This is a genomic window from Leptospira neocaledonica (assembly GCF_002812205.1).
GTDB classification, from domain to species: Bacteria; Spirochaetota; Leptospiria; order Leptospirales; family Leptospiraceae; genus Leptospira_B; species Leptospira_B neocaledonica.
On record NZ_NPEA01000005.1, the window covers coordinates 1 to 25,560 of the forward strand.

Consider the following 25,560-nt stretch of genomic DNA (forward strand, 5'->3'; position numbering starts at 1 on the left):
TTATAACGTTTGTAGAAGATATTCTACACTTAAAGCCGAAGAGAAATCTTCGGCTTTTTTATTTGCTGGGGAAGGAGGGGACTAATTTATATTAATAGAGAGCGCTCAAGACGATCTTTTCTATATCTCCAATCAGGGAGGAGGTCATCCAACATTTTATAAAATCTAAAATCATGTTTGGGAAACTTCAAATGACAAAATTCATGTACGATCACATAATCAATGCAGCTAAGAGGAGTTTTAATTAGTTCGGTATTTAATAGGATAATTCCATCTGAACTACAACTTCCCCAGCGTTTTTGCATTTTTCGAAATTTTAACAATGGAGTTTTAACTTTATACTTTTTTAGCAAGGCTGAAAGAAGTTCGAATCTTTGGGTCATAAGAATTTTTCCCTGCTGATTATACCAGGTATTAAGTATCTTTTCTACTAACTCAGGTTTTTCTGGAAATTTACTGGTCACCACGAATTGGTTTCGCGTTAACTTCACGTTTGATTCTGGTCCTTGTTGCAATTTTAGAATATGTTGCTTTCCTAGATAGAAATGAGTTTCTCCTCCGATATATCGACGAGCAGGTTGTCTTGGTAGGAAATTTTCGAAATAATGAATCTGTCTTTGGATCCATATTTTTCGTTTAGATAGTTTCTTTTCAACTTCTGATATTTGAGTCCCTTCCGGGAAACGAGCCACTATATTTAAGTCGGGGTAGACTGTTAGAATCATTTCATTGAGGGAATCGAATTGTACTCTGATTTTAAATGAATCAGATCCATAGGAAAGATTATAAACCAATTAAGCTCTCCTTGTTTTTGCTATATCGATAATCTCATTCATAATTTCATCGAGATCTGCAAACGTTAGATTCAAATGCCAGTTCTTCTTAAATTCGAAAAGAATATCTTCCATTTCGCCGATCATTCTCTTCTGGATATCTGGATCGTTTTTCCAGTTTACGACACGGTTTTTTTCAATTACAGATTCAACTTTTAAAGCCAAGGAAGCAATTTCAAAATCCTCGACATTCTGTGTGTCAGAAAGGGATGAGAGAGATCCCTTAATGGTTCCATAGTATGCTTTTGTGATTTCATTATTTCGAATCTGTTCGGGAATATCGTCTCCTGTGCGATTGAGAACATTTTCCTGGATCTTCGTGACCTTCTTTAAATATTCAATAGCGTCTAATCGTTTTTGTCTGTAAGCATCAATGGCGTCTTGAAGCATCTTCGAGAATTTTTTATAAAAAGCGGGATCCTCTCCCATTTTTTCCCGAATGGTTCTTGCTGTTCTATGCGCGATTGTATCTGCCTTGGCCGCGTCCGAATCTAGGAGATCTAATTCCTGTTGAAACGCTTTGGTATTGAATATATTTACAAGAGGTGTAATTTTTTCAACTTCGCCAGCACCTACATGCGTATCCAATAGTTTTTGTATCCTAGGTTCGTATTCGGAAAAATCGACAATCTCGGCATATCTTCTCCGAACTGAAATTCTTAGTTTTGCGAAGAAACGTAGATTTTCTCGATAGAGATTTAGTTTTTCCTTATTGGTTTCCTCTAAAAACCTCTCATTTGAAAGTGCAATACTTAAAGTTCGTGCATAAGCAGAAAGACGTTCAAAAAAAGTATTTCTAAGTTTTTCATCCCGAAGGAGATCTTCGAATTCTTCCTCGTCTTTTTTATTCTTAATTCCTTTAAACGTTTCCCATAGAGTCGAATGAATTTGAGGGAGATATTTTATTTCTTCCTGCATATCGGTAAGAATATGTTTTAAATCCTCACTATCAAAATCCGGAAGTTTTGAATAAAGATCCAAGGCATGATTCAAATTTTCCAATATGCCACGATAATCGATGATAATTCCGAAATCTTTTCCCTCATTTAGACGATTCACCCTTGCGATTGCTTGTAATAGGGTGTGCTCTTGTAATCTTCGCGTTAAATATAATACGGTATTTCTGGGAGCATCGAAGCCGGTAAGAAGTTTATCGACAACAATGATAATTTCAGGCTCGTCGGATTCTTTGAATGCATTGATTATAATGCGATTGTATTCCTTTTCCGAACCGTATTTTTGCATCATTCTTTTCCAAAAATTTTGAACTGTAGGATGATCTTCTTCAGATTCAATATCTCCTTCTTTCTCTTCTGGAGAAGAAATTAGAACTTCGGAGGAAACCATCCCAAACTCGTCTAAATATTTTTTGTAAAGTAATGCGGTTGCTTTGTCTTGCGCGACGAGCTGTCCCTTGGGGCCAGCTTCTTTATTTTGGAAATTTTTTTGAAAATGTTCGCTAATATCCCAAGCGATTGCTTTTACTTTTTGAGTTGCTTTGTTTAATTGTTCAGTGGTAGAAAATTTTTGTTTTAGGTCCCTGGCTTGGTCTTCGGATAAATTACTAGTAATTCGTTCGAACCAGGCATCGATTCCTTCGGAATCGACTTTTTGTTCCACATGTCTACCTTCATAAAGAAGAGGCACTACCGCTTTGTCGATTACCGCTTGATCAATCGTGTAGGTATCGATTAAACCTCCAAACTTGAGAATCGTATTTTTTTCCTTACGCATTACCGGAGTTCCGGTAAATGCAAGAAAGCAAGCATTTGGCAAAGTTTTTTTCATTTTTGCATGCCTGCTTCCATACTGTCCTCGATGCCCTTCGTCGACTAATACAAAAATATCACGATCATTATTCTGGAAATTATTGGAAAATGAAGCATCAAATTTATCAATAATAGTGGAGATGACTCGTTGGCGACTTTCTGTAACGAGCTCGCCCAAATGTTTTCCTGTCTTTGCCTTCTCCACGTCTTTTCCGCAGGCATGGAATGTCTTTGCGATTTGGTCGTCTAAGTCAATTCTATCTGTGACAATAATGATCTTATAATCTTTAATTTCTTTTAGAAGAGAAATCGCCTTTGCCAGTAATACCATAGTTAAAGACTTCCCGCTTCCTTGTGTATGCCAAACAACTCCTCCGTTTCGAATTCCATCTGAATCGAATGTTTGAATTCGTTTCGAAATCTTTTTCACACAAAAATACTGCTGGTATCGCGCGATTTTTTTCTCTCCTTTATCGAAAAGAATGAATTGGTAGATAAGTTCCAATAATCGTCCCGGCCTGCAGAGAGAATAAAGCGTTCTATCTTGAACCGTCACCTTTCTGGAAACCGTTCCACCCGAATTGGAAGATTTAGCTTTTAGAATTCCTTTATTGGAGGATTGAATTTGTGTTAACTCTTTATCCGAGATCGGAATTTTGACTAGTCTTTCCAGTTCAAATTCAATTTTTGGATCGGTCTCTTTCCAAACGGCCCAGAATTTTCGTTCTGTTCCGACTGTTGCGTATTGCGCCTCGTTTTTGGAAAGAGCAAGTAGAAGTTGGGAATAATAGTAGAGTTTAGGGATCTCATCCTCTTGCTGGTAAAGTCGTTGTTGTACGATCGCTTCTTTGATCGGGTCCTTAATATTAGGAGATTTGCATTCGATTACTACAAAAGGAATACCATTTACGAATAGAACAATATCCGGTCGCCTCGTATCGTGCGAACTTGTTTTTTCAATTGAGAATTCTTCGGAAACATGAAAGATATTTTTTTCAGGATATTCCCAGTCGATATAACGAAAGGAATGGCTTTTGGTATCTCCATCAATTGCTTGTGTGAGACTTTTGCCTAAGCAAAGTAGGTCATAGATCTTCTCATTCGTACGAATCAAGCCGTCAAATAGAACATCTTTAAGAGCTGCTACTGCACTTAGTATATTACCCTCAGAAAATGGTATACTTAGCCCTTGGTTCTGGATTTGATTATTTTCCCTTAGCCAAGGAATCAGAACACCTTCCAACAAAACTTGGGAGCGTTTTCCTCCACGTAGTTGATTGGCTTCCTCTGGGGGAAGATAGGTCCAACCCATGGCTTCCAACAGTTGAAGGGCAGGAGCTTGCGAAAGGGAATCTTCGTCAAAGTTGGGAGTTTGCTGTTCTTCGCTCATTTCTTTTTTGCCTTCGGTTTAGGAGAGTCGACTTGGACACGGATCTGACCAGTGAGTAGTTTTTGGAGAAGCCCCTTCTTTTGGGTTTGGAGGAGAGAGAGTTTTTCTATTAAAATTGAGATTTCTAAATTTAGTGTATCTAGGACACTAACGATTTTCGTTTGCTCATTAATATTCGTTGGGATAGCAACAATAGTTTTTAGAAACCATCGAAGATTAAATGTCATTTTTTCAATCGTGACACCATAGCTGGAAATCAAAGCTGCGTGATAGATATATTTGGTCTTTGAAAGATAATCAAAATAATGTATATTAAATTTGTTTTGATCTTTTGTATTCAGCACAATATATGATCCGGAAATATACATCGATTCAAATTTTTTTGTGACCATTCCTAATGCTCCATGCACAACTTGCATTTTTGAGATTAAAAAATCATTTTCCTGTAATGTATATAGGTCTTTGACTAATATTTTGGACCCTAATAAGGTTTCTCTATGAATTAAACCATTAGAATTCCTTTTAACGCTAACCAGCGGATAAAACTTTCGATTATCGAATTCAATAGGTCTTTCAATTTTAATAAGAAGATCTTTTAATTTAGTAAATTTCCAACCATCGGGTAACTCTCCTTTCTTTGCAATTTTCCCAAACTCCGGAAATCTCATTTCTCCCGCCAGAAGCTTTTGCATTAGGCCTTTTTTTAGTTTTTTCTTTGCTTCGATGAGGCTTTTCGTTTGTTCGATGGCTTTGTCCCAGGCAGAAAGGATTTCTGCGATTTTCTTTTGCTCAGGGAGTGGAGGGAGGGGGACTGGGATAGAGGCAAAATCTTTATAGTACAGCCTTAATCTATCACTAGTAATTCCATAAGAATAGGAGGTGATTAAGTATTGATAATGAGAACTTTTAAATAGATGAAAATAATAATTTGAGAATGCTTCCTTTGTTGGTTTTAATACAACGTATGCGGGGCTTACCATTCCCTTTTCAATCGCTAAAGCGATTGCCCCTTGCCAGGCTCTCATCATATTATACGCGATGTCACCTAGTTCTACCTTAAGGTTTTTATCATATGGTAGATCAGGTTGCATTTTTCGATCCAAGTCATCTCTTCGGACAAAGCCATCTCGCATTGTTAAAGAAAGCATTGAAAGATTCGGAGAGCCTTTAATTCGGGAATTTTTAAATATGGATCCAGCTTTTTCGATTTTCCAATCTTTGGGAATCAGGCCAATTGAGGTACGTATGTATTTTACTCTTTTGTTCATTTTTTTAAATATCACTTGCAGTGTTATTTGAACTAACAGCTTTTTCTAAACGTTCCAATGCCAGTTCAATCCCATCTGTCTTTAACTCTTTTAGTAGGAATTTACGAATTGGCTTTGTTTCCTGTGCGATTTCCTTTTCTAAGAGTGAGTTTAATTCTTTCAAAAAGGAATGTTCTTTAATCAATGCATTGCAATATGGGTTCTCATATCTCCATTTAAAGGCTAAATCCAAATCGGCGAGATTGGCATTTTCCAGTTGTAATATTGTTTTCAAAAACGCTTCAGGGTTGATTGCCGAAAAAATGGGGCTCAGGTAAAATCCATTGTCCGAATCGTATCTACTGACTTTACGATTGAACTCTTTGATATTTATAAGCATTAGCTTCAGAAGCTCTTCTCCCGATTTCGGGTAAGATCGTTCGATTGCAATGTTCACCTTCTCTCGGAAATACGAAAAAACTTCCTCAAATTCAGAAATTGTTGTCGAGTATCCAAAACCATCATAACCGTCTCGTGATAAGGAAGGGAGAAGGGAACTTGAGAGCGCTCCTAAATCAAGTAGATAATCAATATATGCCTTTGATTGAGTAACAATTTCCATTTTGGATAAGAGCGGGAGCAGCTCAAACTCTATGAGTATTAAAAGTAAGCTGGAATAGTGAAGAACAACTCCCGGTTCCTTCTCAGATTTATCGTTCCAGACCTTAAGCACTATTTCTTTTTGCTGTGCATATTCCTCGTCTGATAAATTCCTGAAATGCATTAGTTTTTTCCACGAAGGGGTATTCTGATCGTAAAAGTATGGAGTTTCTAAGAGATCGGCATTAATTTCAGCTATGTTTAACGTTCCTTTCTCAAACCATTGGAGCCACTTTTCGAATTCTAAGATAAGTGAGTATGGAGTTATTTTGGGATATTTCTTCAAAATATCATAAGGGCTATTTGAAACTTTTTGGTTGTTTTCTTTTTGTCCATTCCCTCGTTCTTTTTGTGAATGGCTCCAATATTCACGCTTCCAATCATTTAATTGGTTAATGGAAATTGATCCTGCCAAAATCTCAAATGAGAAAGTAAAGAAAATCGTAAGTAGATCTTTTAATAGTTCGTTTGATTTCTTTACATCCATATTTAGGTTTAACCAAAATAAATGCCAATCCATCAACGTATGTTTAACAATCCTCAGATTTTCTTTATTAGAAATTCTATAGATTTTAATGATACTGTTTCGATTCTCTCTTATGAACTCCAAAGGAAAATCATTTCGTCCGCTATGGATTTCTTGAATTATTGGATCAAAAGCAGATTCGATATCATCTTGGATGGAAAATGACTTTCCAATTACTTTTTCCTTAATGAGAAGATATTTTGATTTATAATGAACCTGATCCTTTTCCGCGTTTTGTATTTCTGCCTTAGCGGATTGGTCTATTTCTTTTTCATTGGCAATGCACAGGACTTTCAATTTTTCGTGTTCGACAAATCTATTTAAATATCCGAGCAACTCCTCCGGAGAGATTGTGCATCTTTCCAAGTCATCAAAAACTAGAATTTTAGAACCTATCTTTTTGAAGAATGACTTTAAGCTAAGTGCAGAAGAGTCAATGCCACCTTCTACAGATCCTTTATCTCCTGCATCCCATTTTATTCCATATTTCAATCCCGCAAGGACGGTTCCTTCCAATATCTTTACTCCTTTGGATGATAGAGCCGGATGTAAGAGGGCAAATATCCTATCGTCAATGGCATTTGTAGAGCCGATTCCATTTAAGCTAATGTATAAAAAGGGATTCTTTTTTCCTAGATTAAACTCCTTAGCAATTCTCTCTTTATGATCTGCTATATACTTTTTAATAAAATAAGTCTTTCCACTCCCCCAAGCGCCATCCAAAAGAATCGCAAAGCCTGGTTCCTGGAGAGAAAGGTAATACTTTAGATAATCCACTATATGTTGGTTAGGTGACATCTTTTCCTACCTCCCACTTTTCCAACCACTTTTCCAAATCGGACATTCTCTCCAATTTGGGGGCATGCCCATTTGTCCGATTGGAATTGTTGGAAAGGAATTTAATAATTCTTTAAACCGATTTGGCCAATTGCTCTGCGGAGCAATGATGTTGATACAATATTTAATAACTGTAAGTATTCCAAAAATCTTATCATTTCTGATTTGAATTGGTATTTTCCAGCGTAGATCTTTTTTGGGAATTTGAGGTTTGTCTCCGAATTGCCGATTCCAAGCCCTTCCATGGTGGGCACAAATATTTCGGACTCCATTGAGAGACCGGATCCAGGAAATCAAAATGGATGGATCCAGGGACAAATCATCTGCAATCGGTTTGCGTATAGAGGGATGAATGCCACGCAAGAAGGTAAGTATATTTCCAAAGCTGAATAGTTCGGCCACCATCCACAAAGGAGGGAGGTTGTGAGAACTTCCGTATTTCTTGTTAAAGTGATCTATAAACTTCTCGCTGCTCCGATCGACCTCTTTTTGAATCTTCGCGAGTAGGGTACTGTGTTCATTATTATTAGAAAATCCAGGGAAATTTTTTGCATCTATATATCCGAATGGACCGTGATGTTTGGTGAATTCGTAGACTAAACGAGAACGTAAGAATACTTCTATCCTCTCGATTCCATCTAATAGATGGAATCTCAATCTACGATCGAAAGCATAGCGAGTCCAAATCTCGGAAAATTGAGTATCCGGTTTGAATTCATCCTGCGGATAATTGCGGTAGGGAAACCAATAACCGCTGAGGCGATAGTATGAGACTTGAGTTAGTTTTTGGATAAGTTCCGAGCGATCTGCGATTAATCCTCTTTTTAGAAGTTGGTCCGCTTGTTGCTCATAGGTGAGATGAGGCTTGGCGTATTTCACCGTAGCCCCCGAAAAAAGGAAAACCCGCCACAAGTGTGCATGCTGAGCAGAGGCATGGCGGGTCTGCCACTTATAGCATCGGCTCGTAGGAGATTCAAGTCAAGGGAAATTCTCTCCGGCTTTATGCGTTTTTGATTAAATTCGCAAAAAACAGAACGCTCGTTCCGCTTTTTAAAGAGGCTTTTATGGGAAAAAGTCTGTAGAGAGATATTTCTTGCCATCTCTTCACCCCAGCCGTAGCTCCTTTAAATAGCCATCTAATTCCTTTTGGGTCTTAGCAAGTTCAGCCTCTAAGGATTTAATTTCTTTTTGCACCGCTGGAATATTAATTTCTTCTTCTTCTTCAAAGGTATCCACATAGCGAGGGATATTTAGATTAAACTCCGCTTCTTGGATTTCGCTGAGTGTGGCTCGGTGGGAATACTTCTCGATCTCATCAAAGGATTTAAATGTCTTTACGATCTTTTGGATATCTTGATCTCTGAGTCGATTTTGTTTTTTACCATCTTCGAATTCTCGGCTTGCATCTATAAATAAGATATGTTTATCTCGAGTCGTCCTGGCCTCTCTCCAGTGTTTTCGTGCTTTATTAAATATTAATATAGCAGCGGGTATTCCAGTTCCAAAAAAAAGTTGAGATGGTAATCCAATAACGGCTTCTAAGATATTCTCTTCTATAAATTTAGTTCGGATGGTTCCTTCCGATCCGCCTCTAAATAGAACTCCATGAGGAACAATGACTCCTACCTTTCCTTCTCCAACTAAAGCCGTTTCTACCATATGACTGATAAATGCATAATCACCTCTGCTTTTCGGGGGAATCCCTCTCCAGAATCTTCGATGTTTATCTTTTTCCGCATTTTCATGTCCCCATTTTTCTAAACTGAAAGGTGGGTTTGCAACTACGATATTAAAATGCATGAGGTTATCTTTTTCGATTAATCTTGGATTGTCGATAGTGTCGCCCCATTCAATTCGAGCACCGTCCATTCCGTGTAAGAACATATTCATTCGCCCAAGGGACCAAGTGGATCCGTTTGATTCTTGCCCGAATAGAGCGTAATCTTCTGATCCTACTTCATGAGCTACCTTGATGAGGAGAGAGCCTGATCCGCATGCGGGGTCGCAAATTTTATCACCTGGTTTGGGTTGGACTAGCTTTGCAAGTAGTGTAGAAACTTCCGGTGGACTATAAAATTCCCCGGCTTTCTTTCCGGCATCGGAGGCAAATTTACCGATCAAGTACTCATACACGTCTCCGATCACATCTCTGTTTCCGATCCGAGAGGGACGCATGTCTAGTTTTTCGTTACTGAAATCTTTTAAGAGATTTTGTAGTCTTTTATTGCGATCTTTTGTTTGTCCAAGAGCTGCTTCGCTGTTGAAGTCTATATTCCGAAAAACATTCTCTAATTTTTGCTTATTGGCTTCTTCGATATTATGTAAAGCTTGATTAATGAGCTCGCCGATATTTGATGCATCTCTCTGTCCATATAGAAAATCAAAATCGGATTCTGGAGGAACGATAAAGCGTTCCCGGGAGAGTGCTCTTTCGACTCTTTCTTTGTCATTTGAATATTTCTTTGCATGTGCTTCTTTTTTATCTTTCCAAAGATCAGTCAGATATTTGATAAAAAGCATTGTAAGAATATAATTTTTGTATTCGGATGGATCGATTGCACCTCGAAAGGAATCACAGGCCTTCCAGACTATATCATTGATTTCTTTTTGCGAAACGGTAGATTTCATATTTTGTTTATTTACCTTTGGCAGCCTTAATGCAGCTTTCCTCTACAAGTTTTCTTTTTAATTTGCTAATCCGTTCGATTAGATTCATTTCCATTGTATATAAGTTTTGTATCTTCGCTATTTGGGATTGAATCGAAGAATCTGGAATTGGAATTTTCAACTCGGATAGGGCAGCGACAGAGACAAAGGGGATCGTAGATCCAGAAGTATTTTTCTTAAAATATTCTTGTGATAATTCAGAGTTAAGATACCAATTCAAATATTTTCCTAATATCCTATGTGGAGTTAAGATATAGAAAGAATTTCCTGCTATTGTATTCTTCTCCACGGAGTGAATTAGGTACGATCTATTATATTGTCCCTTTGCTACGAAGAGTATATTGCCTTCGCTGATAACATATTTATCTGGCTTTTCGTTCTCTGATGGCGTGAAGCGCAATTGTGGATCCTGGATTAAAAAGCCATCTTTATCAAAATCGCGGACTTGCGCTAAACGATATGAACCTCCGGGGTCTTCCGAAATTCTTGTGCGAATCTGATACCCTACCTGGATTTTTGCTACATCAGATATTTTTTCGATCGAAACGGGATTTTTCACAGTAGGTTAATTATAGTAATAAAAATATGCTTGTCAATTAAAATTTTTTGGGTTATTTTTCCTACTGTATTGAAAGTTTGGGGTTAATAGTTGCCTTGCGATTTGCTTGAATATTAAGAAACGTACGAGTATGTAAAGTGCGTGCCCTTTAGCAAGCTTCCGGCGTAGTTGGATCTAACTTAAGGACTCCAATTCCAAAGGCTTTGCTAAGTCTGGCTAATTCATCCATCAGGTCTGGATCTTCTTCAAAATTTACTGCTACTAAATAACCTTCGTTCGCCCAAGAAGAATTGGAGACGGCTTGAAAATACGCCTCTCTTAAATTTCCGAAATGCAGGTTTACTTTCATTTCAAAAGAATATAGTGTGCAATCGGACGCACCCATTAGTTTCTGCAATATTAATGTTTCAGGCTCATATTCCTCGAAAGCGAATCGAACACCAACTATGTCGGGGTGCAACCATCGGTTCGCGCCTCTTTTTGCTTTCAATGAAACTTCGTGATAGATCGTTTTGACATATGCTTTAAAATGAGAATTAGAATATATGAATCGAGCCAAGTTCGGGTGTAATTCTCTTTCTTTCTGTGGTGTGTTATCATCTTCTAAATAAATGGATTGCAGTTTGAATGATTGATCAACGAACACTTCTCCCCATTCCGTTAGTGCAAATCTGGCCGGTCTTTTACTCACTTGTTTGAGAATAGTTTTAGGATTATTCTTAATATCCACGTAGATTGAAGAAGATAAGGAATTTAATGGGGTCTTTCCGAGAGAGTTAGTTTTTAATTTTTTCTTTTTGGCAAAGTCCCAAATTTCAGTTACCGTCATTGGTTCTCTGGTTTCGCTAAGCGCTTTTTCGGCAAGTTCCAGGAAGGATAATGAATCCGACATATTCTAAAATTTTCTGTATATACAAAAATTGTAAAGTATTTCTGTCCCTGCGTTAGGGATACGCAGGACGCGTAGCGGACCCCGAGCCGAAGGCGGTTCATTTGGTGTGCCCTTGATCACGCCTCCGGCTATCTCGGGCTCGCTTACTCCCTATGGGTCGTTCGCGAAGTCCAAAGTCCGTAGTAGCCCGACCACACCAGATCAGAAAAAGTTTTTTAGAAATATGGAAAGTGTGTGGGAACGCCCTGAGTATCGCCTTCGAGGGAATTAAGTTACAAACCGAACATAGTACAGTCGAATCGAATAGTTTTCTACCTTATAAACTGCCTTGCTTTTATTTGCAGATCGATCAGAACTTGATCGCAAAGGTGCTATGATGGAAGCTATACAAAAAGATTCAAAGTTAGAATTAAAAAAATCTTCCCTTTGGGGGGAATTAAGAAAAGCGCTTACGGGAACGGAAGCGGATTATACACAAATTTCGCTCGGTAAGGCTGTTTTTTTACTTTCTGTTCCGATGGTTTTAGAATTGGTCATGGAGTCTGCATTTGCAGTCGTTGACATTTATTTTGTGGGATCTTTAGGTCCTTCTGCCGTTGCAGCTGTCGGACTTACGGAAACATATTTGTTTCTTCTTTATTCTCTCGCGATTGGAATGTCTACTGCAGTGACCGCGATCATTGCTAGAAGGATAGGAGAAGGGGATAAGGAACAAGCCGGGATTGCCGCAGTTCAATCCGTTTTTCTTTCCATTCTAGTTTCGTTACCTTTTGCCATCTTCGGAGTTTGGTTTGCGAAAGATCTTCTTTTGCTCATGGGAGGAGATCCTTGGGTTGTCGAGCATGGATCTCGTTACACTCAATGGATCTTTGGCGGAAATATCGTAATCATGCTTTTGTTCGGACTCAATGCGGTTTTTAGAGGCGCAGGAGACGCAGCGATTGCGATGAGAGTATTATGGATTTCTAATGGTCTTAATATGATCCTGGATCCGATCTTTATTTTCGGTTTTGGTCCAGTCCCGGCTATGGGTATTGAAGGTGCCGCCATTGCTACAAATATCGGAAGAGGAATAGGCGTTGTTTTTCAAATTTATTTACTTCTAAAAGGTGGAAATCATATTCGAGTGCTTCGTTCCCAAATTAGCGTACACTGGAAAATTATCTCGGACATAGTTCGTACTTCCATTGGTGGAATCGGGCAAACTATTATTGGGATGACTTCTTGGATCTTTCTTGTAAGGATTATTTCCGAATTTGGAAGTGAGGCTGTAGCTGGAGCAACGATCGCCCTTCGGATCATGATGTTTACTCTGATGCCTTCTTGGGGTATGTCGAATGCTGTAGCGACTTTAGTTGGTCAAAATTTAGGAGCGGGGAGACCTGATCGTGCGGAACAGTCCGTTTGGATTGTTGGAGTATGGAATATGATCTTTCTCGTCGGGGTTTCCATCTGCTATTTTATTTTCAGAGAATCTCTTATGTCGATCTTTACTGATGACGCCAAAGTTATCTCTATCGGTTCTGAATGGTTGGGAATTGTATCGTATTCTTACTTTGTTTATGCCTGGTGGATGGTCAGTGTTCAGGCCTTTAACGGTGCAGGTGATACTACCACTCCTACTTTAATCAATCTGGTCTTTTTTTGGGTATTTCAAATTCCTTTTGCTTATGTTTTGGCGAAGGTTCTTTTCTACGGATACTCCGGAGTATTTTGGGCAAGTATGATCACAGAAACTTCTGTCGGATTGTTTACTCTTTGGTTATTCAGAAAAGGTGGATGGAAGACTTCGAAGGTTTGAATTCAAAACACTTCTACATTCTTTAGTGCAGTGAGGCGGTAGCGGAAGAATTGGCTGCCGATACCGTCTGAGCTGTAGAAACAGTCACATTTACAACTCCAACGATCTGTCCGGCATAAAGCCCGGGGAAATTGGAGAACATATTATTAGATGCAAGTTTAGCGATTACCCGTCCTTTTCCTGCAACCGTTCCTGTAACATTTATAGTTGAAGAAATAAATCCTTCTGCATCCTCTCCACATCCGTCCCCGCCAAACTCTGTAGCACCCAAGCTTAAAAGGACTCCGTCGGAGTTTAGTAATACGCTTAAATTTGAGCCTAAAGAGCCACAACCTAAAGGATTCGCCATTCTGACCGTAAAACTATCACCACCCCCTCGGGAGAATGTTAAACTAGCAACCGGGAACTCTATCCAACTGACAGATTCAATATTTAATGGGGGTAGGTCACCTGATCCTAATAATGCGAGCATAGGAGATAGATCTGTCTCGTCGCCTTTTGCCTTTTTTTCGTATGAATCGAAAAGCAAGTAAGTCCCACATTGGACTTGTAAGAATATAAGTAAAATATAGAAGAAGATAGATGCACGTTTCACTTTTATTTTCCAGAATAGGCCATAGCTTAACATTTTCGACTATTTGGTGCAAGGTGGATTTTTAAATTCAATAAAACTTATGTATAATTTTGAAAACGAGGTAGTTCTATTTCTGCAAGAAATTTCCTATGTTTGGGCCGCTTTATTGTTCTTGATTGAAAATCTTCTGATCTTCGCTTGTTCGGTATATATTGGAAATCTCCTGGCTATACGTTACGCTCATCGCCGTATTGTTCCGGTCCCTCCCAAAGTCGAATCCAAGGAGATCTTATTAGCGATCTCTACTATACTTCTTAATACTATTGTTACATTGATCGGACTTTGGCTTTGGAGAACAGGTTCTATTCGTTTCAGGAGCGACATCGGGATTTTAGCGTTATTCGATATTTTGATTCTTCTTTTGGTCATGGATATGGGCATGTACGCATTGCATAGGATCGCTCATATTCGGTTTATATATCGGTTTGCTCATAGAACTCATCATCGGTATGATAAACCTCGACCTTTGACTCTCTTTGTTTTAAATCCTATTGAAGCTCTTGGTTTCGGGGCACTTTGGCTATTGGTGATCTGTATTTACGATTTCTCTTGGGTGGGGATGAGTATTTACCTCGGATTGAACGTTGTATTCGGTGCAATCGGTCATCTAGGCGTAGAGCCTTTATCTGAGAGATGGCTTCGTTCTAATTTGTTTAATACTCTAACTACTAACACTTTCCATGCAATACATCACCAGAATGAGGATTATAATTTCGGATTTTATACTTCGATTTGGGATCGAATGTTTGGCACTCTTTATCCGGGGAACTCGCGTAACCAGGAGTAGACTGGTACGCGAGATCTAAGTTAGATTTTCATTATATGAGTTCCAATAAGGGGGAACTCCTCAAGACATTCTTAATATCCATGAGCTGTCATAACTTTCTCAAATTTTTCTAAAAGTTTGTGATCGTCTTGGTCGTTCGGATGGAAGCCTGGAATATAATATTCTAATATATAAAAAATCACCGCCCAAGCAAATCCAGGAATACCGAAGAAGAAGCGAAGATCTCTTACGATTTGGCTCGGATTTGGAATCCCGAAATAGAATAACGCTCTGATCGTGCCAACTATCGCTAAAAGACCGAGCAGTTGGACAGAAATTGTCATCCCAAGAATCCGAGTGAAATATCCACCACCGGAAGCTTTATACACGTCATACGCTACTGCCTTATGCTCTAATTCTTCCAATGCATGCCATTCGATCACCTTCCAACTTGTAGGATCGATCCAAGCAACACGTTGTTCGGGTAGAGAAAGTAAAAATCTTCCGAGAGTAGCGGTAAAATGTTCTGCAGCTGCAGTGATTGCAAGAGCGAGTCTTTTGCCCCAAATAGGAAAAAGTTTTAAGATGTTTTTTTCTAATATATCGAAGAACAGCCAGCAAAACATTTTTTCGTGGTTTCGAAAATCTAAGCCGATCTCTACGAATCTTTCGTTCATTTTATCATGAACATTTCCGTGGACCGCTTCTTGTCCTGCGAACGCTATGATCTCTTTTTTTAAAGCTGGATCAACGTCTTCACTGAATGCTTTTACGGAGCGAATGAAGAAACGTTCTCCTTCAGGAAATAGCACACTTAAGCTGGAAAGGAATGCCGTAAAGAATGGGATCTTTTTTCCGAAACCTCTTTCTTTGGCTATGTCTTCCAAAGGAAATTTCGGTTTACGTATCTTCGGCTGGACTCTTGTAGATGTCGCTTGGCCCATAATATTCTCCTAATATAAAATCGGTCTGGATTTTCGATTTTTCTTTCTCCATCCTTTGGATTTTCACCGCTCATTAGAGAATATAAAAAAGATATTATATATTGATTCGGACTTTCTATCCATTCCTTGAGTTTTGTCCGCTCTCATGGGAATAGTTATCTTTTAGATCAGTGTAACGATTGCTACAAAATCCGGTCAATCCCAATCCTGGAAAAATAGGCGGGTAAAATTGAATTTAGGCCGCGAAATATGACAAACGCTGCTCGGGACCTGCACCCCTTAAGATCTGATAGAAGCCGCTTCTATTTTTACTTTTCCGATTTTTTCTAACCATTGGGGAAAATTCAGAAGGCCAGGATATTCCTTTCGTAAAGAATCTAAATCCACTTTAGGATAACCTTCTCGATTGATCCACTCTGTCAAAAGACCTAAAATTTTATTATGAGAATAAACTGTTTCGAGAGGGATACGCATATATTCTATTCTTCTATCCAAAAACATAGAAAGTATATCTACTATTTGTAATGGAGTTAGGCTATCTCCTACGAGATCAATAGTTCTTCCCGAATATTTTTCCGGATTCTCGAAAGCTAAACCAGCAAAAACTCCTATATCTTCCACGGAGATCATATGGATTCTACTATCCGGGGAGACCGTCTCATACAAAAGTCCTCCCGGTATACCGGAACGGGAATGGATCAAGTTTTCCATAAAACCTGTTGGCCTTAGGATTGTGAAAGGTATGCCTAAGCTATGTATATATTTTTCGATCTCCCATTTATGGGTCCGAAAGTCGGATTGTCTTTCGGATCCAATTACGGAAGAATATACTAAATGAGAAACCTTTCCTTTTTTAGCTGAATCGGCGACTAACTTACCAATTTTGACTTCGTTTGCGTCTGTAAATTCATTCGGTTCCCATTCCGGTGGTTGAACACTGAATACTCCGTATACGTCCTGCATTGCAGAGTCTAAAGAAGAAGGATCTTCCATATTACCTTGGAAAATTTCAGCTCCAAGCTTCTGTAACTTTAAGGCATTATCGGAAGAAGGGTTTCTGGTGATGGCTCTCACCTTCCAACGGTTTTTGAGCAGGTATTTTGCAGTTTCCCCACCTTGTTGTCCGGTTGCCCCTAACACCAATATGATTTTATCTTTCGGGTTCATTTATGTATTCTCCAATATAGAACGGCACGGTATCGTTCCATTAATCCGGAATTGATTTTTCTGTGTCAAATTATTTATAAATAAGGCTTTTGGTTAGTTTCGCAGAAGATTTCTTGACCCGACAGAATGAAATAAGATCTTAAGGCCGATCTGGATAGAAAATAGTCGGAAAGGAATATGGCCAAGAAGGTCCGGCAAATCAGAACGGGACGCCCTCCCAAGGAAGTGTCAGCTAGTATATCCGATAGGATATTGGATACTGCATTGGGACTTTTTACAACTCAAGGATTTACCGCCACTTCTATGGAACAGGTGGCCTTGGCTTGTGGTTCAGGCAAACATACAATCTATAGACGATTCGAATCCAAATCGGATCTGTTCTTTGCAGTGATGGAATTCCAAAGGAGAAAATTTTTCGATTTACTCGTTCGGATCGATTGTAAGAAGGAAAGTCCTTTGGAATCTTTAAAAGAATCTTGTAGAAGATTATTAGAGTTAATTGTTTCGGATGAGATTTCGGATTTTTATAGGATGACCATTTCGGAAGTAGAACATATACCTGGAATAGCATCTAACTTACAATGCGAAAAAAGTCCTTCTTTTCTGAAGGTTCTTGATCTTGTAGTTCTGGCACAAAGATCCAAAGAGTTGGATCCGGTCGATCCGAAATTTTTGACTGCTCAACTACTTCATATCATGACAGGATATCCTTTAAACGAAGTTCTTTTAGGAAGTAAAGAGTTCGGCTCCCAATCTAAACGTTCTAAATATTTCGGGAAGGCCTGGATCCTATTTATCAAGGGAGCAGGTGGACCTAAAAGGAAGAAGGTCCGCAAAAAAGGAAATTAGACTTTCAGTTACTATTTTTGCCTGAAACGAATGAGATACAATTCACTGATTCAAATCTAAAAAAATTTCACTTTTTTTAAACTTCGTTTTAAATATGACAAGTTTTGTCATATTTAATCTGTAATATTAGTTCTATACGGATCAAAAATTTTTCCCTTACTTTTAAGATCCAAAAAGGAGTTATTCATGAGCCTTAAAAAATATTCCGGAAGTTGTCATTGTGGTGCAGTCCGTTACGAAGCGGATATCGATTTGAGTGCCGGCACTGGTAGATGTAATTGTTCTTTTTGCAGAAAAGTTCGAAACTGGTCCATTATCGTTAAGCCTGAATCTTTTCGCTTATTGAGCGGAGAAGATAATCTTAGTTTTTACGAATTTAATACGAAAAGTAGCAAGCATCATTTTTGTAAGAACTGTGGGGTAAGAACCTTCTCGAAGGGATATATCGAAGAAATCGGTGGCTCCTTCGTAAGCATTTCTATTTCGACGTTAGATACTGCCGATCTAAATGATTTAATAGAAGCGCCTGTATGGTATGCGGATGGTTTGAATAATAATTGGCATAATCAACCTGCCGAAATCAGACATTTGTAATTTTCGTCAAAGGCGGCCCCACCCCTTCGGAGTGACCCATAGGGAACGAGAAGACGACCGCTTTTGCGAGTCGGTGACGAAAGTCAAACGAGTCGGAATCTAAATTGATACGATAGACTTGCTCGAACGAAAATTTGAAAAGGCGGCCCCACCCCTTCGGAGTGACCCATAGGGAACGAGAAGACGACTGCTTTTGCGAGTCGGTGACGAAAGTCAAACGAGTCGGAATCTAAATTGATACGATAGACTTGCTCGAACGAAAATTTGAAAAGGCGGCCCCACCCCTTCGGAGTGACCCATAGGGAACGAGAAGACGACTGCTTTTGCGAGTCGGTGACGAAAGTCAAACGAGTCGGAATCTAAATTGATACGATAGACTTGCTCGAACGAAAATTTGAAAAGGCGGCCCCACCCTTATTTTTGGGTGGTGGAGGTGGGTTGGTGGGAGAGCTCGGACATCTATATCACAGAAATCTAATTCTTTCAACTGGAATTCTCGATATGTTTTGTAGGAATTCCAACATGATTATCCACTTAGAAATTGCTTGCATTCGATACAATCTTCTAACGGTCCCTTTCTAGTTTGCGATCTGCAGCCACAACGACTCTTCACGGTCGTTAACTCGCTACCTATAGGTCGCTTGCGTTAGGGATACGTAAGGCGCGAAGCGGACCTCGCAGAGGTCCGAAGCGGGACGCGAAGCCTGGAGTAGCCCGACCCGCGAGTTTCCTAAATGGGGCCCGTTGCTGGAGTTACTACTCGCGGGGAACGCCCTGAATGCCTATATATGTTGGAATTCCTACAGTCAATTTTAGATGAAATCTTGGACCCTTGGAAAACTTTGGCTTATATAGAGCGCACTTAAAAATGATCAAAATTTCTAATCTTCATAAATCTTATACTTCCAACTTATTATTCGATGATCTAAATCTGAGTTTGAATCGGGGTGAAAAACTGGGTCTTGTCGGAAGGAACGGTCACGGTAAGTCCACTTTGTTTCAGATGATTTTGGGAAATGTTGAGCCTGATTCCGGTTCGATCACCGTGCCAAAGGGTTATAAAATCGGGCATTTGCAGCAGCATCTGAAATTTACTAAACCGACTGTGTTGGAAGAATGTGCGCTCGGTCTTCCTGAGGGTGAAGAATACGAGACTTGGCAGGTCGAAAAAGTTTTGTCCGGTCTGGGTTTTTCGGAAGCGGATTTGGAAAGAAGTCCTGAGGAATTTTCCGGAGGTTACCAGATTCGAATGAATCTGGCGAAACTTCTTGTATCTGGTCCCGACTTACTCATGTTAGATGAGCCGAACAACTATTTAGATATCGTTACAATTCGTTGGTTAGAAGAATTTTTGCGAGAGTGGGAAGGCGAGATCATTTTGGTCACTCACGATAGAAGTTTTATGGATAGTGTGGTGACTCATACTGCTGCGATCCATCGTACGAAAGCGATCAAAGTCCAAGGTGATACGGATAAACTTTATAATCAGATCAATCAGGCTGAAGAAATTTACGAAAGGACTCGTTTGAACGAAGCGAAAAAAAGAAAACAAGAAGAGATCTTTATCGCTCGTTTTAAGGCGAAGGCGAGTTTTGCGAGTCGTGCTCAATCCAGGGTGAAAAAACTGGAAAAGCAAGGTGAGATGAAGGCGTTAGAAGAAATCGAAAGTCTGGAATTATATTTTAACGCTGCACCTTTCGCTGCGAGTCAAATGTTATCTGCGGAAAATATTTCGTTCTCTTATTCTGGGCAGGAGCCTTATTTGATTTCCGATTTTTCTTTGAGTGTAGGAAAGAGAGATCGGATTTGTATTATCGGTAAAAATGGTAAGGGTAAGTCCACTCTTCTAAAACTTCTTGCCGGAGAACTCCAACCAAGTTCCGGAAGGATACAAAAACATCCTGCATTGAAGGAAGGTTATTTCGGTCAGACGAATAAATTGAATCTGAACGAGAACGCAACTGTCACTGAAGAAATTATGAGTGCGGATAAATCATGCACCGAATGGCTCGCGAGAACTATTGCCGGCGGATTGATGTTCTCCGACGATATGTCTTTGAAAAAAATCAAGGTCCTTTCGGGTGGTGAAAAGAGTAGAGTGATGCTTGGAAAAATTCTCGTAACTCCTTGCCATCTTCTGTTTCTGGATGAGCCGACCAACCACTTGGATATGCAATCTTGCGACGCATTGATCGAGGCTATTGACGAGTTCGAAGGTTCCGTCATCATGGTTACTCACAACGAAATGCACCTTAGGGCTGTTGCCACTAAGCTGATTGTTTTTGATAATGATACTATTAGAATTTTCGACGGCTCTTATGAAGACTTCCTCAAAGACGTTGGTTGGTCTGACGAAGATTATTAAAGAAAAGTAATTTTCCTTTTCATAATTTATTTGGGCGGTCCTCCCGCTTCGCGGGAGTCGTGCTGCTACGGTTTCGCGCATTCGCGCTCATCCGGGCGATGCCCGGACTAAAGACCTTCGCATCACTACCGCGGCATTTCTGGATGTGAATCCCGAGTAAAATCGGTGTTTTGTTGGAGGTCCTACATGGGCAAGAAGGCGGCCCCCTCCCTGGTTCGGGTGGTGGAGGAGGGCCCGTGGGAGAACCGATTGCCTTTTATCACGGTTCCGCATTTCTCTCAATTACTATTTTCTTGAATATTTTGTTGGAATTCCTACAAAATATTGGATGAATATTCATTTACGAATCAGATCTTTCTAGCTCTCGCCAATCTATTCTATATAAGTCACCCTTTTCTGACCAGCCAGGCGCTTAAAATTAATAAGACTAAGCCAACTACCTTTTGGGCCGAAATCGGTTTTTCAGGAAATCCTAATGCACCCCATTTTTCTAATAAGATGGAAGTAACTACTTGGCCGAGCAAGAACAAGGCGATCCAACTTGTGGCTCCTAACTTAGGCGCAAATACTAAAGAAGAAGTGACTACTATGGCACCCAAGAATCCGCCTATCCAAATCCACCATGGTTGTTCTTTAATTGTTTCCAGTAAGAATGAAGTGGATTTCATTTCTCCTAAGGCAAAAGTTATGATTCCCAATGCGACCGTCCCCACAAAAAAAGAAATTGTGGAAGCGAGCCATGGACTTTCTATATTTTTTCCTAATATAGAATTGATGCCAGGTTGTATAGACATAGCAAGCCCGGAAAGAAGTGCAAAGATTACAGGCAAAAATAGATTCATACGTTCATCTTGGATCGCCCGCATTTTTTTACGAGTCGTTTGGGAATCTAAAACGAAAGAATTTTGAAATATGAAGGGTATCTAACGAAACGAAGTTAACGTTTCTATTTTTTCAACGTCTTAGGACGAGAAACTTTGAATTCTGCTTTTGCTTTTGTTTCTCCGTTCACGAGGATTTCCAATTTATGGATTCCGGGAGAATGTGTCCTGGTAGTCATCTGCTGAAATGATTGTTTTCTTTCATAAACTTTCGTTTCTTTGGGAGAAAATTTCCTTTCTTCTATCTGAAATACTTTTATAGAAAATTTTCCGGAAGGTTTTAGATAATGGATCTTAGATTCTAATCTGAATAGCGTAGGCTCTTTTGCTTCAGATTTCATTTCGAATCGATAGATTAGATGTTTTCCGATCTCTATAATTTTAGGTTGGAGTTCCAACTTTGAAATTTGAACAGATTCACTTTTAGAAAATCCAAAGATTGAAAGAATATCCGAGTTACCTTGTTTTAATAGACCCCTAAGCGCATGTTTTAATAAAAGATCCGTATTTTCAGATTTACCCATCCATTTTTTTGCAATCGAAATCACTAGGTCCGGGTGGTCTTTTGAAATGTCATTTAGATGATTTGCCACACTTCTACGGACCACTTCGTCAGGATCGTTTTTCAAGTTTTCTAATATGGGGAGGGATTTTTCGGGATCTTTTTTTAATCCGGTGATTCCCTTTCCCCAAGGTAATCTTGGCCGGGAACCTTCACTTGCTAATCTTCTGGTCCCTGGATGCGAATGTTTGGACCATTCTAACATTTTTTTCCAAGTGATATCGGGATATCGAATCAGAAACTCTCGGATAGAAAATTCACAAGAGATAATTTGAGTGATCCTTTCCATACAATATAAAGATTCTCCCGGATAATCGATTCCCGAGATCTCAACAGTTTCTCCCAAAAAGATAATATAAAACCTCTGGGTGCCTGAGAATTTTTTCTCCAGGGCTTTCGAAATTTTTAATAAAGAAGGGACTGCTTTCGGAAACGGTTTTGGGAGAGAATTGGAAAGAACTTCTGCAATTCTTTTGATTCTTTGTTTGAGTTCCAATTTTTTCCAATCTTTACGTTTTATCTCTTGGACCCAATCTTCCGGTCGTTTATGAGATAATATTGTGGAGAATTGGGACCCTATCTCAAAGAGAGCCTTGTCGTCATAAAAATTCTTAAGCGCTTCCGCCATAAACTTAGTTATGATTCGTTTTAAGATTCAGGTAGTATTTTTCGATATTTGGTTTAGAAAAGTCTTGATGATTGCAAAAATATTTCGTAAGGATACTTGCGTCGGTTTCTTTTATGAAATGGCAAAATGATTTCCAGGAATCTATATTTTATAAATTTGTTACACGTACGTGAATATCGCATTAACTAGACTGAAACATCTTCATATTTCGGATTCTCAATTTTCATCTCCGGAAAAGGTGATAGAAACTTTAGGTGCTATCCAAGGTCAGGACTATTCCGCCTCTAAATGGGCGATTGGGCTCAGGGCTCCCGGTTTAAAGGAAAAAGATATCGAGTCCGCATTTTTGGAGAAAAAGATCATTAGGTCTTGGCCCTTGAGAGGAACATTACATGTGGTTTCCGCCAAAGATATTTATTGGTTATTGGACTTATTGGGTCCTCCTACCGTTTCGAAATACGCAGCTCATTATAAAAAAATAGAATTAGATCCTAAAGTATTAAAAAAATGTTATTCAATTCTTTCTAAAAATCTTTCGAACCAAAATTTTCTTACTAGGAAAGAAATATCTTCTGTCTTAGAAAAATCCGGAATCATTACAAATACTACCAGATTATCTCATATTCTACAAAGAGCTGGTTTGGAAGGTTTACTCTGCTTTGGTCCAAGGCGGGATAAGAATTTCACATATGCCTTGATCGAAGAATGGATCCCTAATATCAAAAGAGTAAAAAAACCAAGGGAAGAAGCTCTCAATAAGATCGCCGAAATGTATTTTGATACTCGGGCTCCGGCTACTCTGGCCGATTTTGTTTGGTGGTCCGGTTTGAATATGAAGGACGCAAAGGTTGCTATCGAAAGTCTCGAACATAAATTAACAAACTTCCAAAAGAATGATCAGATCTATTATATTCCTAAAAAAATGGAATTAGTGGACAAGGACTCCGATATATTATTTCTTCTTCCAGCATTTGATGAGTTTTTGCTGGCCTATACGGATCGTAAAGATTGTATGGATCCTCCTCCTAAAAGACTTTTGACACCTGCGGACGATTTATTTCGGCCAACGTTGGTTATAAACGGTTGGGTTAGCGGAATTTGGCAGAGAGAATTGAAAAAGGAAGATGTTATCCTCAAGGTGAACCCTTATAAAACTCTGAATACAAATTATAAAAAGAAACTTAAAAAAGCGGCAGAAGAGTATGCTATATTTCTCGGGAAAAATCTGATTTTGGAAGTTTAATTTATTCTGAAAACTCTATTAGTAATTTATGAATTAGATCGTAATTTTTCCAAGGCAAAAAATGTCCTTCCTTCGGAAGAAGAAAAGTTTTTGTTTCTGTAGAAAAATTTTCCCGGATGAATTTCGGATTATCTGGATCAACTAACCCATCCTCTTCGCCTTGTACTATAATTGTTTTGGCTTTGATCTTTTTCCATTCCGGAATTAAACTTTTCAGCTGTTCTCTTAATGGCAACATTTCGGAATTACTGTGGGTCCATTCTTCCGGTAAAATCCAATATCCGATCCAAGTGTCCGCAATTTTGTTATACCATTTTATTTCTTCCTTCTCCGGATCCATAGCGGCGGCTAATAGAAACAGATATTGGAATTTCTCAGGGGACAAGGAGGCCATTCTGGCAGCGACCGGACCTCCATAAGAATGTCCTAATATAGAGATTGGCCTTTTCCGTTTTTGTACTTCGGGGAGTTTTGATAGAGTTCTTAAAATTTTTTCCGCTTGAGCGTTTACATCTGAAATTGCTCGCGGAGATTTTCCAAAACCTGGGCGGTCTATCCCAAGCATACAATAGATTTTTAATAATTCGGGATCTTTTAAATACCGGAGGTAATTTTGCCAACTGCCTGGGGAGCCGTGGATGAAGATAAGAATTTTATCCTTTTCGGGCCTGCATCCTGTGCTGATCCAATGTACAGCACCTTCTTCTTTTTCATTTTGGATAAAATACTCCTGATAGAATATGTCGGATTCTTTGAGTTTCTGGAACGCTTTATTTTCTTCCATATTCATTTCTTCATAACTACTGCAGTAGGAAGAAAGTAAGAATATAAGAAGTAGTTTCGACTTTTTCATAATCAGATTCGAGAGGTATTAAACGATAATTCGCCCGATCTCTAAATTGTTACGATAAATCGTATCACTATACGAAAATTTTAATGAGCAGAAAAATCCCGAAATTTGTTCCGAACACTATGTAAAAAAATAACGGAGGGGAAGGTTCCATTTGTTTGTCTATCGCCTTGTTCAGGCTGGTCTTAATAATTTCTTCTAGGACGGAAATATCTTGGGTTCCCTTTTGTTCATAAACCGCGGCTACTTCTTCCGCAAATTCCGCGATTCGGATTTTCTTTAAGAAGGTTTGTAGAATAAAACGAAGGACCTTGGGCCAGTTTTCCTTCTCCTGTAAAAACGTTGGCAGATCTTTAAGTTTAGAAGAGATGAACTTGCCCCAGTTATCTATCTTTTCGGATCCGACCTTCTTTTTGATCATTTCAGAAAGTGTTTTAGAGATATTATCCGTGAACCAGGCCTTGTTTTCCGAAACCAGACTACCTAATTCTCTTCCTAAAAGATGTTTTTTGATCCCGAGAAAATAAAGAAAGGGGAAGATAAAAGCAAATGTTATGACCAGAAGAACGATCGGCCATAATTCGAGAACTATTACGATTAATGCAAGTATTGCTCCTATTCCCCCGGCTCTTGCGATAGGCAATGGCCCCAGGTTGGATGCAACACTTTTCATTTCAGGAAAACAAAATGCTAATAGAAAAAGGTTAAAAATAAACCCGAGAAAAAGTGCTATTGAAGAAAGCAGAAATATTTTTGCGGAACTTTTGACTGCTGTTTTTACGAATGTTCCAATCTCTTCTTTCATTAATATTTCTCCGAGTAAACGTATTTCTTATTAATAACGGATCATGTCCGTTCTTTTTGAACGTATTCGGAATAGAATCAAGAAAAAAAGA

At 39.0% G+C, this 25,560-nt stretch carries 21 protein-coding genes; 6 read left to right on the forward strand and 15 right to left on the reverse strand.

The features are described 5' to 3' along the window. Window positions 1-86 precede the first annotated feature (86 nt). From CH365_RS09200 to CH365_RS09235, 8 genes are all read right to left on the reverse strand, one after another. On the reverse strand, window positions 87-725 hold the full coding sequence (locus CH365_RS09200; RefSeq protein WP_100768648.1) for a M48 family metallopeptidase: 639 nt from the start codon (window positions 723-725) through the stop codon (window positions 87-89). A gap of 69 nt (window positions 726-794) precedes the next feature. After that, window positions 795-3,992 (reverse strand): type I restriction endonuclease subunit R, encoded by a 3,198-nt coding sequence (locus tag CH365_RS09205; RefSeq protein ID WP_100768302.1) that lies wholly within the window; start codon window positions 3,990-3,992, stop codon window positions 795-797. Next, window positions 3,989-5,260, reverse strand: coding sequence for a restriction endonuclease subunit S (locus tag CH365_RS09210; protein WP_125226306.1), 1,272 nt, complete (start codon window positions 5,258-5,260; stop codon window positions 3,989-3,991). Before CH365_RS09210 ends, CH365_RS09205 begins: the two co-directional genes overlap by 4 nt. 4 nt (window positions 5,261-5,264) lie before the next feature. Next, window positions 5,265-7,223, reverse strand: a complete 1,959-nt coding sequence (locus tag CH365_RS09215; protein ID WP_100768304.1) for a P-loop NTPase fold protein — start codon at window positions 7,221-7,223, stop codon at window positions 5,265-5,267. A gap of 6 nt (window positions 7,224-7,229) precedes the next feature. Further along, window positions 7,230-8,141, reverse strand: a complete 912-nt coding sequence (locus tag CH365_RS09220) for an Abi family protein (RefSeq protein WP_100768305.1) — start codon at window positions 8,139-8,141, stop codon at window positions 7,230-7,232. 225 nt (window positions 8,142-8,366) lie between these two features. Beyond that, window positions 8,367-9,890 (reverse strand): type I restriction-modification system subunit M, encoded by a 1,524-nt coding sequence (locus tag CH365_RS09225; protein WP_100768306.1) that lies wholly within the window; start codon window positions 9,888-9,890, stop codon window positions 8,367-8,369. A 7-nt stretch (window positions 9,891-9,897) separates the two neighbouring features. Then, entirely contained in the window at window positions 9,898-10,488 is a 591-nt protein-coding gene (locus tag CH365_RS09230; RefSeq protein WP_244283095.1) for a restriction endonuclease subunit S, read from the reverse strand. A gap of 148 nt (window positions 10,489-10,636) precedes the next feature. Further along, on the reverse strand, window positions 10,637-11,380 hold the full coding sequence (locus tag CH365_RS09235; RefSeq protein WP_100768307.1) for an HTH domain-containing protein: 744 nt from the start codon (window positions 11,378-11,380) through the stop codon (window positions 10,637-10,639). Between the two features lie 376 nt (window positions 11,381-11,756). On the opposite strand from CH365_RS09235, the gene CH365_RS09240 reads away from it, so the two are divergent. Beyond that, window positions 11,757-13,181: an MATE family efflux transporter gene (locus CH365_RS09240; RefSeq protein ID WP_100768650.1), complete on the forward strand. Its 1,425-nt coding sequence runs from the start codon at window positions 11,757-11,759 to the stop codon at window positions 13,179-13,181. 22 nt (window positions 13,182-13,203) lie between these two features. On the opposite strand, the gene CH365_RS09245 is transcribed toward CH365_RS09240, so the two are convergent. Continuing rightward, window positions 13,204-13,776 carry a hypothetical protein gene (locus tag CH365_RS09245; RefSeq protein WP_125226307.1) on the reverse strand — a complete coding sequence of 191 codons (573 nt, stop codon included), beginning with the start codon at window positions 13,774-13,776 and terminating at the stop codon, window positions 13,204-13,206. A gap of 79 nt (window positions 13,777-13,855) precedes the next feature. Between CH365_RS09245 and CH365_RS09250 the strand changes: the two genes are divergently transcribed. Further along, entirely contained in the window at window positions 13,856-14,602 is a 747-nt protein-coding gene (locus CH365_RS09250) for a sterol desaturase family protein (protein WP_100768309.1), read from the forward strand. 71 nt (window positions 14,603-14,673) lie between these two features. Here the strand turns inward: CH365_RS09250 and CH365_RS09255 are convergent, their stop codons facing one another. Both CH365_RS09255 and CH365_RS09260 read right to left on the reverse strand, forming a co-directional pair. After that, window positions 14,674-15,525, reverse strand: a complete 852-nt coding sequence (locus CH365_RS09255; RefSeq protein WP_100768310.1) for a metal-dependent hydrolase — start codon at window positions 15,523-15,525, stop codon at window positions 14,674-14,676. Between the two features lie 279 nt (window positions 15,526-15,804). After that, entirely contained in the window at window positions 15,805-16,692 is an 888-nt protein-coding gene (locus tag CH365_RS09260; protein WP_100768311.1) for an NmrA/HSCARG family protein, read from the reverse strand. Between the two features lie 177 nt (window positions 16,693-16,869). Here CH365_RS09260 and CH365_RS09265 point away from each other — a divergent pair, with 177 nt between their 5' ends. The 3 genes from CH365_RS09265 to CH365_RS09280 all read left to right on the forward strand — a co-directional run bounded on the left by CH365_RS09265 (window position 16,870) and on the right by CH365_RS09280 (window position 20,500). Next, complete coding sequence (locus CH365_RS09265; protein WP_100768312.1) at window positions 16,870-17,541, forward strand: TetR/AcrR family transcriptional regulator; 672 nt, start codon at window positions 16,870-16,872, stop codon at window positions 17,539-17,541. Between the two features lie 186 nt (window positions 17,542-17,727). Further along, window positions 17,728-18,135 carry a GFA family protein gene (locus CH365_RS09270; RefSeq protein WP_100768313.1) on the forward strand — a complete coding sequence of 136 codons (408 nt, stop codon included), beginning with the start codon at window positions 17,728-17,730 and terminating at the stop codon, window positions 18,133-18,135. 868 nt (window positions 18,136-19,003) lie between these two features. Beyond that, window positions 19,004-20,500, forward strand: a complete 1,497-nt coding sequence (locus CH365_RS09280; protein WP_100768315.1) for an ABC-F family ATP-binding cassette domain-containing protein — start codon at window positions 19,004-19,006, stop codon at window positions 20,498-20,500. A 386-nt stretch (window positions 20,501-20,886) separates the two neighbouring features. On the opposite strand, the gene CH365_RS09285 is transcribed toward CH365_RS09280, so the two are convergent. Together CH365_RS09285 and CH365_RS09290 are read right to left on the reverse strand one after the other, a co-directional pair. Next, window positions 20,887-21,342: a DMT family transporter gene (locus CH365_RS09285; RefSeq protein WP_100768651.1), complete on the reverse strand. Its 456-nt coding sequence runs from the start codon at window positions 21,340-21,342 to the stop codon at window positions 20,887-20,889. A gap of 104 nt (window positions 21,343-21,446) precedes the next feature. Then, window positions 21,447-22,571, reverse strand: coding sequence for a DNA alkylation repair protein (locus CH365_RS09290; protein WP_100768316.1), 1,125 nt, complete (start codon window positions 22,569-22,571; stop codon window positions 21,447-21,449). Between the two features lie 169 nt (window positions 22,572-22,740). Here CH365_RS09290 and CH365_RS09295 point away from each other — a divergent pair, with 169 nt between their 5' ends. Next, entirely contained in the window at window positions 22,741-23,814 is a 1,074-nt protein-coding gene (locus CH365_RS09295; RefSeq protein WP_100768317.1) for a winged helix DNA-binding domain-containing protein, read from the forward strand. Window position 23,815: 1 nt separating this feature from the next. Here CH365_RS09295 and CH365_RS09300 read toward each other — a convergent pair whose 3' ends face one another. Next, complete coding sequence (locus tag CH365_RS09300) at window positions 23,816-24,667, reverse strand: alpha/beta fold hydrolase (RefSeq protein ID WP_100768318.1); 852 nt, start codon at window positions 24,665-24,667, stop codon at window positions 23,816-23,818. A gap of 67 nt (window positions 24,668-24,734) precedes the next feature. Continuing rightward, the gene (locus CH365_RS09305) at window positions 24,735-25,469 is read right to left on the reverse strand and encodes a hypothetical protein (RefSeq protein ID WP_100768319.1); all 735 of its coding nucleotides are present in this window, start codon (window positions 25,467-25,469) and stop codon (window positions 24,735-24,737) included. Window positions 25,470-25,560: the final 91 nt, after the last annotated feature.